Annotated in this window: 14 protein-coding genes and 1 pseudogene; 1 reads left to right on the top strand and 14 read right to left on the bottom strand. The window is 36.0% G+C overall.

Annotated elements, in window-relative coordinates:
* From DU53_RS12855 to DU53_RS06925, 11 genes and pseudogenes are all read right to left on the bottom strand, one after another.
* Positions 1-343, bottom strand: a pseudogene (locus tag DU53_RS12855) (hypothetical protein); the annotation flags it as partial.
* Positions 344-345: 2 nt separating this feature from the next.
* Entirely contained in the window at positions 346-1,335 is a 990-nt protein-coding gene (locus DU53_RS06870; protein WP_063728217.1) for a glycosyltransferase family 10 domain-containing protein, read from the bottom strand.
* Complete coding sequence (locus tag DU53_RS06875) at positions 1,332-2,159, bottom strand: glycosyltransferase family 2 protein (protein WP_063728218.1); 828 nt, start codon at positions 2,157-2,159, stop codon at positions 1,332-1,334. The genes DU53_RS06870 and DU53_RS06875 overlap by 4 nt, the downstream gene beginning before the upstream one ends.
* Before the next feature lie 670 nt (positions 2,160-2,829).
* Positions 2,830-4,008 (bottom strand): DegT/DnrJ/EryC1/StrS aminotransferase family protein, encoded by a 1,179-nt coding sequence (locus tag DU53_RS06880; protein WP_201030020.1) that lies wholly within the window; start codon positions 4,006-4,008, stop codon positions 2,830-2,832.
* Positions 4,005-4,946 carry a GDP-L-fucose synthase gene (locus DU53_RS06885; protein WP_063728244.1) on the bottom strand — a complete coding sequence of 314 codons (942 nt, stop codon included), beginning with the start codon at positions 4,944-4,946 and terminating at the stop codon, positions 4,005-4,007. Before DU53_RS06885 ends, DU53_RS06880 begins: the two co-directional genes overlap by 4 nt.
* A gap of 155 nt (positions 4,947-5,101) precedes the next feature.
* A complete protein-coding gene (locus tag DU53_RS06890) occupies positions 5,102-6,178 on the bottom strand; it encodes a hypothetical protein (RefSeq protein ID WP_063728220.1) in 1,077 nt (358 codons plus the stop codon).
* Complete coding sequence (gene gmd / locus DU53_RS06895; RefSeq protein WP_063728222.1) at positions 6,147-7,214, bottom strand: GDP-mannose 4,6-dehydratase; 1,068 nt, start codon at positions 7,212-7,214, stop codon at positions 6,147-6,149. Before gmd ends, DU53_RS06890 begins: the two co-directional genes overlap by 32 nt.
* Positions 7,215-8,491: 1,277 nt before the next feature.
* Positions 8,492-9,799 (bottom strand): UDP-glucose/GDP-mannose dehydrogenase family protein, encoded by a 1,308-nt coding sequence (locus tag DU53_RS06905; protein WP_063728225.1) that lies wholly within the window; start codon positions 9,797-9,799, stop codon positions 8,492-8,494.
* A 17-nt stretch (positions 9,800-9,816) separates the two neighbouring features.
* The gene (locus tag DU53_RS06910; protein WP_161484770.1) at positions 9,817-10,914 is read right to left on the bottom strand and encodes a glycosyltransferase; all 1,098 of its coding nucleotides are present in this window, start codon (positions 10,912-10,914) and stop codon (positions 9,817-9,819) included.
* 56 nt (positions 10,915-10,970) lie between these two features.
* Complete coding sequence (locus tag DU53_RS06915; protein WP_082853866.1) at positions 10,971-12,260, bottom strand: exopolysaccharide biosynthesis polyprenyl glycosylphosphotransferase; 1,290 nt, start codon at positions 12,258-12,260, stop codon at positions 10,971-10,973.
* Positions 12,261-12,660: 400 nt separating this feature from the next.
* Positions 12,661-13,986, bottom strand: a complete 1,326-nt coding sequence (locus tag DU53_RS06925) for an ATP-binding protein (RefSeq protein WP_161484771.1) — start codon at positions 13,984-13,986, stop codon at positions 12,661-12,663.
* Positions 13,987-14,346: 360 nt separating this feature from the next.
* On the opposite strand from DU53_RS06925, the gene DU53_RS06930 reads away from it, so the two are divergent.
* Positions 14,347-15,444: an ATP-binding protein gene (locus DU53_RS06930; RefSeq protein WP_063728232.1), complete on the top strand. Its 1,098-nt coding sequence runs from the start codon at positions 14,347-14,349 to the stop codon at positions 15,442-15,444.
* A gap of 345 nt (positions 15,445-15,789) precedes the next feature.
* On the opposite strand, the gene DU53_RS06935 is transcribed toward DU53_RS06930, so the two are convergent.
* Genes DU53_RS06935 through DU53_RS06945 form a run of 3 tightly spaced genes read right to left on the bottom strand, consistent with a single transcriptional unit; the run spans position 15,790 to position 17,990 of the window.
* Complete coding sequence (locus tag DU53_RS06935; protein WP_063728235.1) at positions 15,790-16,149, bottom strand: four helix bundle protein; 360 nt, start codon at positions 16,147-16,149, stop codon at positions 15,790-15,792.
* On the bottom strand, positions 16,104-17,210 hold the full coding sequence (locus DU53_RS06940; RefSeq protein ID WP_063728237.1) for a nucleotidyl transferase AbiEii/AbiGii toxin family protein: 1,107 nt from the start codon (positions 17,208-17,210) through the stop codon (positions 16,104-16,106). Before DU53_RS06940 ends, DU53_RS06935 begins: the two co-directional genes overlap by 46 nt.
* Positions 17,211-17,231: 21 nt before the next feature.
* On the bottom strand, positions 17,232-17,990 hold the full coding sequence (locus DU53_RS06945; protein ID WP_063728239.1) for a DUF6577 family protein: 759 nt from the start codon (positions 17,988-17,990) through the stop codon (positions 17,232-17,234).
* Positions 17,991-18,955: the final 965 nt, after the last annotated feature.

The raw sequence follows: 18,955 nt of genomic DNA on the forward strand, positions 1-18,955 counted from the left end.
AASAGAAAGATGAATCATTATATATATATATATCATAATTTAGAAAATTTTTTAAAGGGAAATGTTCCGACATTTTTTTCCTTACGAAATAATATGAAATATACCTTGTTGGTTTAAATTTATAAAGAGGATTACGTTTAACAATCTTTGAAAAATAATTATCTAAAAAAATATCTACTTCATCACAAAAGGCGTATGATAATAGTTTCTCCTTTATTTCAAAAACATTATTTAACTGATCGCATAAAACTATTTTTGTTTTATTATTTTTATTATTTAATGATTTAAGAATAGAAATAAACAAATGGTATTGTGTATGGCAGACAAAAAGTTCTTTTTTCAAAACTATCCACCTCTTACAATGATGAAAGATTTGTACAGTATTTTCAAAAAATTATTTGAAAAAGAATAAAACCTACTTGGTTTTTTTATTATCACCGTTGTTCTTGTTGAATCTATCATCTTAAACTGATCGCTTATCACAGAAGAAAAATGATAGAATAAATTATATTTTTTTAGAACTAATTCTCTAGCTTTTTCAAGAGCTTGGATCCTGCTTTCGTAATTGTCATTATTGATTATTTCAACAATTTTCTTATATGCTTTTTCTTTATCTCTTATATCAATTTGAATGAAGGAATTTTCTGGAAAATAATTTTTTAAATTTGTACAGCCATAATATATAGGAACTGTATAAGATAAAAAGCAATCAGTTAATTTTTCAGTAAAATAATCTTTTTTGCTACAATTTTCGATCGCGATACTGTACTTATATTTAGATAATGCATCAAATTTGTCTTTTACAAAATTCATACCCTTTCCATAATAATCACATTCAAGTTTCTTTTCTATAAGGTAGTTTACGAATTTATACCTCAGAATATGACCAGGTAAACTTTTTTTATTACTTGATATGCATGATAATTTTTTTGGTTTGTCGGGTTTCTTCATATTTACAAGATCATCGTAGTTTTTTTCAATATGCCAAGGTAAAAAAACCGGACCAATAAAAACTTTTTGCCTTTTTGAACGGTTTGCAAAAAGAGGATCGACATGTGTAAAAACCTTGCTATATGTTCTGCTTACGTAATGCATATATGGAGTATAAAAAAAGTTGCCAGGTTCTTGGAATAGTAAATATATCATTTCCTTATAAGTTTCAAGCTTAACAGTTTTATTTGGATAGTTAATTACCAATACAGCATCTGGATTATTAATATCTGTTCCAAATATAACATTATTGAAACTGCGAGATCCATTTGGGGTCATTTTTTCAATAAAGTCCTCTATATTATAATTAGCAATGACCCTAACACGAACATTTTCGTGTTTCATATTTCATCACCTTTTTCAACAAATTCAAACCATTTTTTCGATCCACTAAACATTTGCTTTAAAGCTTTACAAAGATTCAGCGGTTTTAATTCTGGGATTTTTTTTATGATAAATAAAATGTTGACTATCCAACAATAATGATTAAAGATTCTAGCAAAAAGTGCCCCTTTGGTGAATAGAGTTTCATAATCTAACTTTTTTCCAGTCGATTCTTTTTTGTGAATTACAATAGGTTTTGGAATATATTTTATTTTTAATCCTTTTTTTAGGCAATCATACAGAAAAATATTTTCTTCTCCACCAAATGGGAAAATGTTACCATTTAAACCAAAGTTTTCATCGAAAAGTAAATTATTTTCCTGAATTGCTTTTCTTCTAAAAGCAATTTCAATTGAGGAAACCTTCATGATGGAGAATATATTATGCCATTTTTCTTTCTTTGGGTACTTTTTGAATTTTTTATGATCTGGTGTTTCTATTTGAAAAGTGATTATATCTGCTTCTGGATTATTAGCAAATGCATCTGTAATAATTGTTTCAAGATTATTCTTGAATTCTACATCGCTATCGGATATTAAACAAATATCTCCAGTTGCGTTTTTTATGCCTTGGTTTCTACTTTTTGATAGTCCTATTTCATTAAATGATAAAACTCTAATATTTTTGCTGTCTAAAAATAACGCTTCTTCTTTTAAGCCGCTCTTTTTTTGCCTAGTTTGGTTGATTATGAGTAGTTTGGTATTCTTTGAAAAGTGTCTTGTTTTAGATAAAATATCGCTGAAGTCTTGCATATTAACAGCCGATACTATTATTTCCAAAACCAACTAACTTCCCTCCTATAAATAATACTTTCTGGCTCATTTTACAAACACAAATGATATAGATGACTCGAAAATCAGTAACAACCGATAATATTCGCCATCTTCTTCTGATGACAGTTGTTCAGAATATTGAACATAACACAAAGATTATATGTTAGAACGGTCAAACCTACTTACGTGTTATAATTCTTGGGTTCGACACGCCAAATGTGTTTCTATGTTGAAATAAACCTAGAACATTTTATTTGTTCTTTTCATCGCTCAGCACTTCCTGTTTCTTTTTGAATGTGGCTTCCTTAATTGGCTGTAATGTCCCCAAATCGGACAAAATCAAGCAGATTTGTATGATTCCATGGATTCTTTGAATCTCCCTAGGACTTCTGTGTTTCAAAGAACTCTGTGGATTTTCTTCATTCAACGCTGTATCTTTATCTTGCTATACATAACTTATTTCCAACACAAACATTTCCTTTGTGTATTATATTCAATCACTGCTTCCCCAGAGGCATTAATTTTTAACGTCTCAATCACAACTGTCTGCTCTCTAATTACTCCTTCGATTTTTTACACCACATTTTTCTTTGATCAATTCTTTTGTAAAGAGGTTTTAAGGGTCTCTGCTATTTGTGTATTTATGAAGGATATAAAGGAATTAAGATTAAAGGTATTAAGATTATCTGTGCGTTATAGCAAAAGAATGCAATAAAGAAAATAACAGATCTATCTTATCTTTAATATCCTTTGAGTGATTTCCGACAAATAAGCCATTGAAATGTATATAGTCAGCAGAAGGTAAATTACCATGTATGGTATGGTTTATATATTTCATAACAGGATTTCTAACAAAGTTTCCCGCTACAATGGGTCGAGTTTCAACTCCACCATTTTCTAATATTTTTATTAACTCCTCCCTTTTTAAAGAAGCATTTTCTGACAGAATTATCGGAAATCCAAACCATGAACTTTTTCCAGTCTCTTTTTGAGTTCTAAATAACGGCATTTTTCCGATTCTACTTAGAAAATATTCTGCGTTGAGACGTCTTTGAGAAATAATTCTGTCTATTTTCTTCATCTGTTGGATGCCAATAGCAGCTTCCATTTCCAGAGGTCTCAAATTATATCCCGGTACAATAAAGTTGAATCTTTCATAAAATGAGGATTTACTTTTTTTATATATTCTGCTGTTTTCCGGAAGGTCCCTGGACCATCCGTGAGCTCTAATTGCTAGCATATAATGATAAAGTTCCTCGTCATCGGTTACTGCCACCCCTCCTTCCATAGTACAAATGTGGTGTGAATAAAACATCGAAAATGTTCCAATTAGACCAAAAGTACCTGTGTATTTGCCGTTATAAACAGCACCTAATGCTTCACAATTATCTTCTAATAACAAAAGATTGTGATCCTTACAAATTTTCTGTAATTTGTTGTAATCGCACGGATTACCAAGTAAGTTAACAGCAAAGATTGCTTTGGTATCTTTCGTAATAGCATTTTCAACAACTGTTGGATCAATATTTAGTGTTTCCTTATCAATATCAACAAATTTTAAGCGTAAGCCGTATTGATGTAATGGAAAGTATGTTGTGCTCCACGACACAGCAGGTACAATTATTTCATCTCCTCTTTCAAGCCTACCAGAGTAAACCAATGCAGCGATGGCAAGAAGATTCGCTGATGAACCAGAATTTACCATAATCGCATATTTAGAACCGATCCAGTCCGCGAAAATATTTTCAAATTCCTTGACCGTTTTTCCCATCGTAAAGTTTTTGCTTAAAATAACATTTAGTATAGCTTCTATTTCTTCACGACCCCAAGTATCATCTGACAATGGATATGAATAATTCACTTTAAATCCCTCCATATGTTTTTCAAAAACCATTTATAAGTTAACTTAATTCCATCAATTAAGCTAGTTTTTGCTTTCCATCCTAAAGCAGAAATTCGTGAAATATCTAGCAACTTTTGAGGCATTCCATCTGGTTTTGAGGGATTAAATCTAATTTCCCCCTTGAAACCTACAATGTCTTTTATCAACATTGCCAGATGTTTAATCGTTATATCTTCACCCACTCCTATATTTATCCATTCGGAAGATTCATAATTGTTCATTAAAAAGATAGCTCCATCTGCTAAATCTTCAACAAACATAAATTCGCGCCGAGCGTTTCCGGTCCCCCATATTTCCACAAATCTGTGATTTTCGGTTTTTGCAATATGGAACTTCCTGATTAGGGCAGCAATTACATGAGAGGACACAGGATTAAAGTTGTCACCAGGTCCGTATATATTAGGTGGAATTAAACTAATGAATTTTGTTCCGTACTGCATATTGTTGTAATAACATAATTTAATACCTGCCACTTTTGCTAGAGCATATCCTTCATTTGTAGGTTCAAAAGGTCCTGTCAAAAGATATTCTTCTTTCATAGGTTGAGGACAAAGTCTTGGGTATATACACGAGCTTCCCATAAACAAAAGTTTTTTAACCCCATATTTTCTGGAAAATTCTATAACATTACATTCAATCATAAGATTCTCATATAAAAAGTCAGCAGGTGATTTCATGTTTGCAGCAATTCCACCTACTTTAGCTGCGGTAAGAAACACATATTCAGGACGTACTTCTTCGAAAAATTTCCTTGTAGCCAATTGATCAGTTAAGTCAAGTTCCTCATGAGATCTTAGGATTAAATTGTTATATCCCTGCTCTTTTAGTTTTCTTACGATAGCTGAACCAACCATCCCCCTATGACCAGCAACATAAATTTTGGCATTTTTTTCCATGGGTTTATTACTAGTAATTAAGGCTTTGCTTTTAATAGCTGTTTGGCTATTAATATTTTGGGGGCTTTCATTAATCATTCTTGATCCCACCCTTTTTGAATTTGTGTATTTGTAATTATAGATCTTTTTTGATAGATTACGATAGAAAATCATTTTTACGCATTCCGAATTACGTACAAAATATCACTAAGAATCTCCTTGTCTTCAGAAATATTGACTTGCTTGAAAGAGTTTTCGCTTACCGATGAATTCAGTACTTTATTTAAAGATATAGATTGTATTCCCAGAGTTTTTAAATACCCAATTGTGGTTATATCCTCTGGAATGTTTTTTCGATTCAAAACCACCATTGGTTTTCCAGCAATAAGGCTTTCTGCTACGGTGGACCAACCTGCTTTGGTTATAACATAATCAGCTGCCATAACAAAATTCTGTGATTCTGTTTCGTCTATAGGAATTGAGTAGCAATTATTGGAAATCTTTGGGAAACTTGATGGAACAATGAAAGCGGTTTTTTTATTGTTATCAAAGAATTTCTTAAAATCATTACTGTATTCAACAGACATTCCCATTCCGAAATATACGATGTTTTCATGATTTGCGAGCAAGCGCTTTCTTATTTCTAAAGCTTTTTCTTTGCTGAAATCTCTACAGTAAAATCCTCTTTTCGTATAAGGAAATAAGTCTATTTTCTCTTGAAAAGGCGTCAATTGTATAAAGTAATCTGCTAAGTTATACATCTGTCTTAATTGAGTTTGCTCTTTCCTTAATATGCCTTCGTACATCTTTATCCATGTAAAATTTGTAAGTAAAAGACTTTTAATTCCCAGGGTGTTGGCAGCAACAAATGCGTGAGGAACGCAATCCGAAACAATAAACTGAGCTTCAAATTCTTTTAAAATGGTTGCTTCGTTTATTGTAGTCTCATTGACATACGACAGATAATCATTCAAATTTGTTTCCATTTTTTCCACGTCAGGTTCATCGAAACTTTTGAGATGAAGACCTATATCACGTGAATTTACTTTGCTAAAGACCCGGTTTTTGAACTTAGATAAGCTTTTAATTATAAAGTTCAACTGTTTTTTTTGACTGAAGATTAATATCTCTATTTTTGGATCTTTCTCGAGTATCTCACGAACCAATGCTATAGTACGGGTCGCGTGGCCAAAGCCGTGCCCTGTAACATACCAAGCAATCTTAACCTTTGAAATTGCTCTTGTGTAATTCATATTTTGCAAGCCTCAGATCAGATTCAACCATTATTTTAACCAGTTCTTCAAAGGTAACCGTTGGTTCCCAACTGAGTTTTTGCTTTGCTTTAGTTGGATCACCGAGGAGTAACTCAACTTCTGTTGGTCTGAAATATCTTGGATCAACTTCTATTAAAATTTCATCTGTTCCTTTCTTTATCCCTTTTTCATTTACACCTTTTCCATACCATTCGATGTCTATCCCAACATGTTTGAAAGCTAATTCGACAAATTCTCTGACGCTATGTGTCTCACCAGTGGCAATAACGAAGTCTTCAGGGTCATCTTGTTGAAGCATCATCCACATAGCTTTCACATAATCAGGAGCATATCCCCAGTCTCTTTTAGCATCGAGGTTACCAAGATACAGCTTTTTTTGAAGACCAACAGCGATTCTCCCAGCTGCTCTGGTTATTTTTCGCGTTACGAATGTTTCACCTCTACGTGGTGATTCGTGATTAAAAAGAATACCATTACAAGCAAAAATGCCATAAGCTTCGCGGTAATTAACTGTTATCCAATAGGCGTAAAGCTTAGCAGCGGCGTATGGACTTCTTGGATAAAAAGGAGTAGTTTCCTTTTGTGGTATTTCTTGCACTTTTCCAAAGAGCTCACTAGTAGATGCTTGATAGAATTTAGTTCTCTTCTCAAGGCCAAGTAACCTTATTGCTTCAAGTAGTCTTAATGTTCCTAAAGCATCTGAGTTCGCTGTATATTCAGCAGTTTCAAAGGAAACTTTCACATGGCTTTGCGCAGCAAGGTTGTAAATTTCGTCCGGCTGAATTTCTTGAAGCAAGCGTAGAAGGTTTGTTGAATCAGTCATATCTCCATAATGCAAAAATAGATTGACATCTCTTTCGTGAGGATCTTTGTATAGATGATCGATTCTTTTTGTGTTGAAACTGCTGGAGCGGCGAATAATGCCATGAACTTCATAACCTTTTTCAAGTAAAAGTTCTGCTAAATAAGAACCATCTTGGCCGGTGATGCCGGTGATTAAAGCAACTTTCATGATTTCACCATCCTATTTTTATTATTTTACCTCTGTCATTAAGCGAGTCTGTACAGTCATATTAGATTCGGTACTGTAAGTCAATCAGAAAAAACAAGTACTAATGGTTGCTGAAAGATTTTGGATAAAATTATATATAGGTTAACTCGAAAATCAGTAACAACCGATAATATTCGCCATCTTCTTCTGATGACAGTTGTTCAGAATATTGAACATAACACAAAGATTATATGTTAGAACGGTCAAACCTACTTACGTGTTATAATTTTTGGGTTCGACACGCCAAATGTGTTTCTATGTTGAAATAAACCTAGAACATTTTATTCGTTCTTTTCATCGCTCAGCACTTCCTGCTTCTTTCTGAATATGGTTTCCTTAACTGGTTCCGAGGAACCGACAGAGCTGTCTCTGATTTTCAAGGATATTCCTTTTTTCTTGTTCGTACATTACTGGCTGCTACAGTTTATGATATGTAACAAATATGTTCGTTTATCGTACACACTGTCAGCAAAAAAGTATCTGTACCTTTTGTAGAATCTATTTGAACTGCTGCCATCGCTGCATTATGGACTGACACTAGTGTTACTACCAATTCAAGAAACCATTTTCTTCAACATCCAGTGTTATATGTACTTTTCTTTTGTGCTTTCATCTTTTTATCGATTTCACCTAATCAGAATCTAGGAATTTGTAACTTCCTTTTTTTCTTTGCCTTTAGAATGTAGATTTTACGGTGTTTGATAACGAAAGGCCCCACACTTAAGCCAACCCTTTCAAGACCTTCCACATCAGTAGCAAATTCATAATCCTCCGATTTATCTCGTGAAATAGTGTTCCCTTGTTCTCCTAAATATTGTTTTTGAAAATGATGAAATGTTCCCCATAATTTATATGTATTGAACGCCATTCTGTATTTGCAGTACCTCTGGGATTGTTATACGTGAATACCTAATTCATTCTCAATATAGAGCATTTTTAAGGAATTTCACGCTTATCGGTTGACTACCTTCTTAAGTTATTCTACTTTTTTTTGCATTCTTGTCTTTGATTCTTGCCATTTCCTAATCTTTCTTTTGCTTCCTTAAGAAACCTGCCCTATTGTTTGTAATGCTGGGCTCGCTATAAATCCCGTGTTCTCTGCTGATTTATGCCGTAGTTTTTTCCTGTTGAAGTTCTAGAACTATTGCCATCTTTTCCTCCGAGATAGCTCCGACATAATCTTCATTCCTTTTCATTATTAACTTCTATTTTTTCTATCAAACTTTTAAAGAAGTAGTATGTTATTTCCTTCCAACACCTTCATAAACAAACCCAAGTTCTCTTGTTTTTAAAGGATCAAATATATTTCGTGTGTCAAGGATAATATTTCCTTTCATAAGCTTTGAAGCTATTTCCAAATCAAGACTTCTGTATTGATTCCACTCAGTTAGTATGACTAAAGCATCAGCATCCTTCATTGCTTTGTATTCGTTATCGTGATGTTCAATTAAATCTCCAAATATCTTCCTTGCATTTTCTTCAGCCTGAGGATCATGAACTTTTATTTTTGCACCTTTTTTCAATAGCTCATTTATTATTACTATAGCAGGCGATTCTCTCATATCATCTGTCCCTGCTTTGAAAGCTAAGCCTAGAATTCCGATAGTTTTTCCTTTTAAATTTCCAAGCATTCTTTCGAGTTTAATAACCATTCTTTTTTTCTGTTCTTCATTAGCTCTAATTACCTCATTGACTAAAGACATTTCAACTCCATATCTTTTACCAATTTGTACAAGTGCTTTTGTATCTTTCGGAAAACAACTTCCGCCATATCCTGGACCAGGATGTAAAAATTTTGGGCTTATTCTTCCATCCATTCCCATTGCTTTAGCAACAACGTGCACATCTGCCCCAACAGCCTCACAAAGATTAGCAATTTGATTTATAAAAGTTATTTTTGTAGCTAAAAAAGCATTGCTGGCATATTTAATAAGTTCGGCTGTTTCCAAATTGCAAAATACAAACGGAGTTTCGATCAGATACAAGCTTCGATATACATCTTTCATAATTTCTTTTGCTTTTTCAGATTCATATCCAATTACAACTCTATCAGGATGAAAAAAATCATGAACTGCTTTTCCTTCTCTCAGAAACTCAGGATTAGAGATCACATTAAAATTTGTTTTACCTGATTTTTCGATAATCTTTTCTTTTATCCAGCGGTTTGTTCCGATGGGTACAGTACTTTTAGTGACAATTACTTTATAGTCGTTGAGGTTTTCTGCAATTGATTCAACAGCTGATTCAACATATGAAAGATCTGCTTCGCCATTTTCTTTTGGAGGAGTCCCTACACCTATGAAAATAACCTCACTCCTTTGAATGGCATTTGCAATATCTGTCGAAAAGGAAAGACGTCCTTCCCGAACATTTTTATCCATGATTTCTTTTAAACCGGGTTCATATATTGGAATTTGCCCGTGATTTAACATGTTTATTTTCGCTCTGTCTATATCAACACAGATTACTTTATTTCCAAAATCTGCAAGACCGACTCCAGTAACCAAACCAACATAACCGGTCCCTATAACAGCTATTTTTTTCCCCATTCTATTACCCCCATTTCTTACTGTCTAGGATTCCACGATGAAGGCCTTTCGCCTATTAAAAACCTGAATAGTGCTTTTAGTGAAGCTATATTAAGAATATAAAAATAAGCGAAATATCGTACAAGCTTTCCTTTAATTAAATTCTTTTTTATCATCACGTATGTAATTACCAGTAATAAAAACAAAGACATAAGAAAAACAGAAAAATCAACAAGACTTTCTTCAAAGAGAAGACCAGCTATTCCAATTATTCCGCACATAGTATAAAACGGCAGCATCCATCTAAGAAATTTTCTAATAAAGCTATGAAACAACAAGCCTTTTCTTTGTAAAAGTCCATTTTTTAAAAGATAATGATATCCAACAAGGCTTCTTAAAATGATCCTTTCTTTTCTTCGCATTTCTTTAATAATAGAATTATTTGCTTCTTCGATACCAAAGGCTTCTTCTTCAAATAGATTGAAATATCCATTTATAAGTTGCATACTTGGTTCGACAAAGTCGCTAATAACATACGGAGGTAAAGGTATATATTTATTTGCTCGTATTGCATAAAGTGCTCCATAAGAGCCTAAGACCATTCCGAATCTTGATTCTGCTTTTCTTAATACAGCATCAAACTTATTATAAGCATACTCAGTATTGCGATCTCCAAATTTACTGCTATAAATTAAATTTCCAGATACACCAGCTACTTTTTCATTTTGAAAATGTCTGACGAGTTTTTTTATCGCAAGTTTGCTGAGCATTGTATTTGCATCGCTAAACACCAAAATATCGCCATTAGCTTGAGCAACTGCAATGTTTTGGGCTTCAGTTTTTCCAACATTCTTTTCTAAAATTATTGTTTTGATAATTCCGGAATATTTAGTAAGAATTTTCGCAGTATTATCTGTTGAACCGTCAGATACGAAAATATATTCAATTTTATCTTTAGGATAATCTAGATTAAGCGAATTGTTTATTTTATGCTCGATAACATCCTCCTCGTTCTTGGCAGTTACAATCAGGGTTACGGAAGGAAGATCTTTTTCCAGTTGATCATTTATTGAATGAGCGTGATTTCTTTTATACTTGGATATTAATAGAATTAGAAATGGATACCCTATAAACACAAATCCAAAAAGCCCAAATGAAAAAAATATAAAAATTAAAAATACATTATGCAATTTTACTTAGCCCCTTTCTTGAAAACAACTGTTTCAAATGTTCTAAGAATTATCTGAAGATCGAGCAAGAACGATCTGTTTTTTATGTAGTAAAGGTCATAACTTAGTTTTTTTGCCTGTTCTTCTATTGTCGCGGCGTATTTATAATTCGTTTGAGCCCAACCAGTGAGTCCAGGTTTTAGTTTATGGCGGTAGTTATAGTATGGTAGAACTTCTGCCAATTCTTTGGCAAATTCAGGTTGTTCTGGTCTTGGACCAACGAAAGACATCTTTCCTATCAATATATCATAAAATTGCGGGATTTCATCCAATCTGATCGGTCTCATTAATTTTCCGATTTTTGTTACGTTATTCTCCTGTTGGGTAGCGTATTTAGCTCCGGTTGATTCCGCATCTTTTTTCATTGACCTGAATTTATGCATGATGAAATTATTGCCATTAAGACCAACGCGTATTTGCTTAAAAACGATGGGTAATCCATCATCTAAAAGTATTGATAGATATATTACCAAATACACTGGAGAAAGAATAATCATAGCTATTATTGAAATGAATAGGTCTAAAACTCTTTTTGAGGGAGTTTCTCTCACTGAACTGAATTGAATTTCATAATACTCCTTGAACTTATCTATCAGTTCGATGGGGATTCTTTTCAGGGTTTGCTCGACTATTAGGGGAAGGAACTCTACTGACTTGCCCTGTGAATCTGCTTTTTCGAGAATGGATTCCACGGATCTGGAGAGTTTTTGATCTGCAACGAGGATAGCATCGAAGATATTTGTTGTGATTGCCTGTTCAAGAGCCATTGGAGATGGGTTCATGTAGCCGATGATTTGTATTTTTCCCATCGATGCTCTTTCAACTTCCCGCAATATCTCTCCTATTTCGCTTTCTTTACCGACGACCAGGTATTTTTTCGGTGGGAAGTTCTTCAATGCTCTTTTCAGAATTAGGCTACTGAGAATTGGAAATGGTAAAACCGCTAAAATCATGGTTATCAAGAAGACCGGATGGCTTATTCTCGGACGGAAGAAGAGTATGACCAGCAAGGCAAAGAGGGAACCCAGAAGAGTTCCAGAAAAGAAAGCCACGAAACTGGCATTAAGAGAGGTTATCGTGGAATTATCAAATCCCCGGAAAGCGTAGATTCCGAGGATTATCGCAAAATCAAGAATAAGAGCTTGCAATATAAGAACAAAATTCCAGTCTTGAATAAAAACCAACTGGATGAGAAAAGTAAGTATTAAGAATCCTGAAACTAGCGAATATTTTATGTATCTTAATCTGTGCAATTTATCCCCCCTAAGAGGTTTGTGTTGACAAACAACTGCTAAAATTTGGTGTGGAAAAACAACCATTATTCCCATTTATAGAGCGATTCAGGAGCCTATTACTAATTATATAATTAAATCGAGTGTATAGTCAATAATTCAACAGATTCTTGGTTGTAAAGATTTATTTGATAATTACATATTAAGATTTGTTGATAAATTATATAACCAAGGTGAGGGTTGAGGCAAGGGTTGGGGAGAGTTCTTTTGGAAAAATTGTTACGACTGGCTTCGCCAGTGGTGCGAACTCCTGCGGAGTTGACTAGAACTGCTTCGCAGTTGTTGCGATCGACTTCGTCGATGATGTTCGCCTGCGGCGTTTTTTTTAGTTTAATACGCATTTTTTTCAATAATCCACCCCTTATCCCGATCTAATTTTACTAGCATTATGTTTTGCGTTATTTCGAAATTGTTTTTGAACCCTTGTTTTTGAGACTAATATGTAGCACGATGGTTTTACACCGAGTGCCTTTTCTTTTTTATAGAGTGTATTCAAATCGCTTTGGGTGATATTTCTATTTCTCCATTTACATTCACCAATAAACCACTGGTCTCTCTTTTTTCCTATGATATCGATCTCCAGGTCGTTCTCCCAAAACCTTCCAATTCTGTCAAATCCCAGTGTGCTTGACAGAAAGATCCTGGCTTCTTTTTCGAATTGGAAGGAGACAAATTGTTCAAAATTCTTTTCAAGTTGTTCGATTACCGGCTCAATCTGCCCGAATTCAAGGTATTGAAGGTAAGGAAAAACAAAGCGATACCAGAACCTGAAAAGCGGATCAGAAATTACGTAAATTCCTTTTCTCGTTCTGATGGGGTTCTTTATGGTAACCGGTATTTCTTTTTGAACTATGTTTAACGTTATGAGGTTATGCAGGTATGGCTGAATCTTTCTTGAATCTGAAAAGCCTATTTTGCTGGCAATATCTCCAGGGCGATTGTAGCCAAAGGCGAGTGCTTCAAGTATGCTTTGATATATCTTTGGCTCCCTTAGCTCTTGGGATAGTATGAAAAGGGGTTCTTCTTTGAGTGGTGCACTTGAGCTCAGAAATAGGTCAATGATATTTTGAGAAATGCTCTTTTTTGTGTCGAAAAGGTTCAAATATTGTGGGACCCCACCAGTGATTGCATATGCTTTCATCAGGTTGTGGAAGTCGTAATCAGGCAAGAAATCATGGGAATGCTCAAATTTCACCGGATTGAGTTTCATATATCCGGTTTTTCTGCCGAACACGGGGCTTTTATAAGCAAGCAATTTTTCCATAAAGCTCATGCTTGAACTACAAAGGATCAGCTTTATCTTTGATTCTTCATGATCAACAAGCATTTGAATAATCGAAGGCAATTCGGGGGAGGCTTCAACCAGATACTGAAATTCGTCAAGAACGAGATAAATATTTTCATCCTTCGCTTTTTGGAAGACAAATCTCAAAGCATCTTCCCAGCTTTTGAATGTAGCACCGTGAAGATTGAACAACCGGGCCACTTCATTTGAAAAAGCATCCAGAAGAGTTGAGCCCGTAACCTGTCTTCCGACAAAGAAAATACCTTTTTTCCCATATACTGCTTTTTTCAAGAGGGCAGTTTTTCCTACTCTTCTTCTGCCATAAAGTATAAAGAATTCAAGATTATCCGAATTGAGGTACTTCTTTAATGTATTGAGTTCCTCTATCCTGTTGTAAAACAATGCCCTCACCTCATGCTAATTATGAATAGACTAATTTAGATTATACTATATAATTTGATTTTTTCAAAATTGGAGAATCGAGAGGGCTGCATTGCAGCGATAAAAGCCGAGAATCCGAGATCCGAGAACCGAGAGAGCCGCTGTGCGGCGGAAAGCAGCTACGCTACTGAAGTGCTGAGGTGTGCTAAGGAGGCTGTGCGCTGCGGGGCAGCGGCTATGAGGAGCTTCGTCCAGGATAATTACGACGTTGGATAAATCTGAAAGCTGATTAGACATGGTTTTTGGTATAATATGGGTGCTAAGTAACTTAACCCCTACTAAGCAACTTAGTACCCATTAAATATAAGGGAGGTTTTGCCAATGCTGTTCTCAATTGAGCCAAAACACTCATTGAAAGATCTATTCAACAGGGATAAAGAGATAAGAGTATTTCAGAAAGCGTTGCAAAGTGAAAGGTTAATCATTCTCGACGGACTGAGAAGGATTGGAAAGACTTCACTTCTCAAAGCTGTGCTCGACGAATTTGATGGGTATTATGTTTTTACAGATTGCAGAGCTTATTTTCGTAACAACCTAATTGATGTCGAAGCGTTTGATAAGGCACTAATTAAAGGGATCGAAAAGACCCTTAAATTAGGAAAATTGAAGAAGATCTTGAAATCGATATCTGGGCTTTCTTTTGGAGGTTTTGGAATATCTATAGAAGGTAAAGGGCAGGAAACTAGTTTAGCTGAAGTGTTGAAAAATATAGATGAAGCGGTCAAAGGAAAGAGGTTCATTCTTGCATTTGATGAAGCACAGAATTTGCGCTTTTATAGAAAGGGCGGGAAGGATTTGCTTAATCTTTTTGCCTATACATACGACAATTTGAGGAATTTCGTTATTGTTCTTACAGGTTCTGAAATAGGTTTACTACACGATTTTCTGGGAATAGATGATCCAGATGCACCCTTATTCGGAAGATATTTGAGTGAGATAAGGTTGCAGAGATTTTCTCAAGATAAATCCCTTGAGTTTCTAAGGAAAGGATTTGAAGAATTGGCTATTGATGTCTCTGAAAAAGTGCTGGAAAGAGTAGTTGATGAACTCGATGGCATTGTTGGGTATTTATCCATGTACGGTTATATCTACTACAAAGGCAATCAAGTGGATGCCCTGGAAAGAACTAAAGAGCAGGCAAAAAAGCTGGTAGCAAAAGAATTGGGTGCGCTTATTAAAAGGTCAATGAATTATGGTTATGTTCTCAAGGCTGTTTCTTTGCATATAAACAGATTCAGTCAGATAAGAACCTATATTGAGAATAATTTTGGAAGCATTTCAGACCCAACGTTGAGCAAGATTCTGAATACACTCGTCAAACAGAGTTTTTTGGAGCAAGAGTATGTTGATGGAGTAAAACGTTATTCAATTCCAGATCCCGTGGTGGAATATGTTTGCAGAGAGATGAAAGTGAAATGAGGGAGTGGATATGGAACGAGGTTTGTAGACGCTGGCAATTGATAATACGACGTTTGCAAGGCTGTCAGTTGGTGGAGCGACGCTCGAAGACGGAGGCTTGAATGCCGAAGTGCTGGACTACGTCCAGGAGGCTCACGACGTTGACGCTCACGAGGTTGAGGCTTGCAGACGCTGATGAAATCCGAGAATCCGAGAATCCGAGAGTCCGAGAAAAAACAAGACGCTCGCGAGGCTGTCAGCTGATGGAGCGACGCTCGAAGACTGAGGCTTGAATGCCGAAGTGCTGAGCTGCGCTCAGGAGGCTCACGACGTTGACGCTCACGAGGTTGAGGCTTGCAAACGCTGTTAAGTTCTTTTGTTTCGTAAATAGTTAAGAAATCCTCCTAGCTTTTGCCTGACTATTTCGGTTTTTGAAATTAGGTCAGTATAGTCTTCGGGGGTTAGATAGCCTATTCTTTTTGCAAGTTTGATCTGGGTTGATAATTCGTTTAGTGAACCTCGGGCAACATAAAGAAAATGGATAAAGTCTTTTGTTGTCCTTCTTCCTTTGCCTTCTGCTATGTTTGAGGGAATGGATACAGCGGCGCGGCGCATTTGGTCGGCAAGGCTATACATTTTGTGTTTCGGGAATTTGTCTGTTATTTCATATACTTTGGCTGCTAGGTCCATTGAATGTTGCCAGACTTTAAGTTTTTCGACGTCCATGAGTTGTCCTCCTGTTCTTCCAGAAGTTCTATTGCTTTTTTGAAATAAAAAAGTGCTTCTGGACTGATTTTTTTGAGTTTGTTTAGTGAATTAAATGGTGAGATAGAAATAATTTGATCTTTCAGGTTTTCTTCTAGGTTTAAATGTACCTTTTCATTGACTCCGGTGAGTAGAGAAGCTGATAGACAGGCTGCTTTTGAGGCGTCAATATAGAATTTGTTTTGTGGGTAAGAATTGCCAATTATATGCGAGGAAACTTTGCTTCTGCCTCTATCGAGTTCTTTGTAACGTTCTGATTGTATTTTTCCTCTTGCACCAATGATTATTGTTGTTTGAAAAACATCATGAAGAACTTTATCGGTAGTTAGATCTTTTCGTTTACGGTAAGAGATTTCCGCTGAGGCGATTCGATTAATAGTTGATTTTACCGTATGTAGGTTCTTATAATACTCAAATAAAGTAGCAATATCGAATAGCTGTTTGACTATTTCCATTTCTTTTCCTTTGCCATATGGAATTCCGATGGTGTTCGGGGCAAATGCTGTAAGTTTATCTCCTAGTAGAGCATCAATCGAAGGAACTTTTACAGATACAGTTGGTTCAGAACTCATGAAAATAGGATTTTCTATCTTAACTTCAACTAGCTCTGAATAAAGTACCTCTTCAAACAGGATATCGAGTAACACATATGCATTTTTCTGACTTTTATTTACAGGTGAATAAAAGAATTTGTAGTGCTTTACTGGATAATCCGCGTGGTGATTTCTTTTGTCTTCAACGAAGTTAGTAAAGCAACCGGATTCAATTATTCTTTGGAAAGCACTATTGAGTTTTGTCCCAGGTTTAACTACGATGTCGACATCTATAGAGAGACGCCTGAATTTTTGAAGTAGTAAAATCATGGATGTTCCGCCTTTGAATACAAGGTCCACGCCTTCTATTACTAATAGTTCCAAAAGTTGTAGTGCTTTGATTGCTTTTTCCAGGAGGATTGGATCGCAAGATAGTTCAACACGTTTTTGCTCAAGCCATTCTTCTGTTAAATTGTCATTGCTTATCACTCTGATTCAAACTCCTTCCGTTCAACGAATAATTTTTTCTTTTTTTAGATACTCGTCTAAGCGCTCTGCGTGATTTCTTCTTTTTGCATATCGTTTGAGTGTGCTCAAATTTATCGTATAGGAGGCAAAAGCATTATGGAATATTTCGGTTGATTCTGCTCCTTTGTATGGAAGAAATATAGGATCTCCAACAAACAAATCCACAAGGAGTTTTTCTAATTTAGGTGTAACAACTCCCTGAGTTTTTTGTATAGGTGATTCAGAAATCAGTTTCTTTACAACGATACTCGATCGATAACTTGATATGTAAAGCTCAACATCTTTTTTTGAAGGCTTAAATATAACAGGCATTCGTGAACGGATTTCTTCTATAAGTGCATCAAAAATAGCTCTTTCTGTTTCTTTTTCTGATTCTACTACAATAATTTTTCTCGTGACCTGGTGAATGCTGAACTCATTTAACCAATTAACTTCCCAAATGCATAATTTAGTATAAGGAAACCTTTTCTGCAGCTTTGAATAAAGATCCTTTAGTTCAACACTGATTTTGGGCGAATACTCAGGTTTAGTTTTTAGTGTGTAAAGACCGCGTCCAATATTGGCCAGGACGCCCTTCTTCTTTAGTATATGGATCCGTGTCCTGATTGTTTCAGGAATAGGTTTTTCGTTAGGAATTGTCAAATATGGCGTTAGTTCCTTTGTTGTTTTTGGTGAAGAGCTCTTAAGAAAAGCGATCAATTTCTTTTCAGCATGCTTTTCAATCCATCTATTTCTTGTCATTTTAATCACCACCCAATTTAAAACAATCGGCAATTTTTAATATTATTGCCGTTTGTTTTCATTATAACACATGTATGTGGTCAAGTGAACTATCTCTTTAGAGGCTTGAAATCAGCTTCGCTGATTGACACTGGGAATCGCAGTTGGCGATTGGTGCTAAGCGGAACTTCGTTTCGAAGGCTTCTTTGCAGCGGGTAAGCCCGGCTTCGTTGGGGGTGAGCCTAGAGCTTCGCTGTGAAGTGCTGGACTACGTCCAGGAGGCTCACGACGTTGACGCTCACGAGGTTGAGGCTTGCGGACGCTGATGAAATCCGAGAATCCGAGAATCCGAGAGTCCGAGAAAAAACAAGACGCTCGCGAGGCTGTCAGCTGGTGGAGCGACGCTCGAAGACTGAGGCTTGCGGACGCTGATGAAAAGCTGAGAATCGAGATAGCCGCTGCGCGGCGCTCCGAATCCCTTCGGGATTGTTACGACCGGCTGCGCCGGTGTTACGAACTCCTGCGGAGTTGTCTCGGTGTGCCCGGCATGACATACAACTATAGGGTGAAAGTCCCGAATGCGGGGAGCGAAATAAGCATTAGCTGAGGGCAAGGGTGTCACTGGTAACGGTGAATCTGAAGGAAGCCTAAGGCAAAATCCGGAACTGAACGAAAGTGAACCAGTGTTGGCCGGTAGAGTGGGTAACCTTGCCGAGAATGGGTAAGCCCGAGCTCCAACTCTACAGGTTTGGATGGCAGGATTCGGATGAAAGCTGTATGTCTTACCCGGGGAAGTCCTCACTCGTCCAAAATGGGTAAGCCGGAACAAGGGGAGACCCAAGGACCGGTGAAGCGGAGGAGGATGGCAGATGAACCGTAGTAGTGTTGAACCTCTCTGAAAGGAGAAGGGACTATCGCCTTGAGCGATGGGGTAACAGGAACCGAAAGGGCCTGTTACTTGCGAAGGGGGGAAGGATTGAGGAAAT

The sequence above is a fragment of the Kosmotoga sp. DU53 genome (assembly GCF_001639905.1).
GTDB classification, from domain to species: Bacteria; Thermotogota; Thermotogae; order Petrotogales; family Kosmotogaceae; genus Kosmotoga; species Kosmotoga olearia.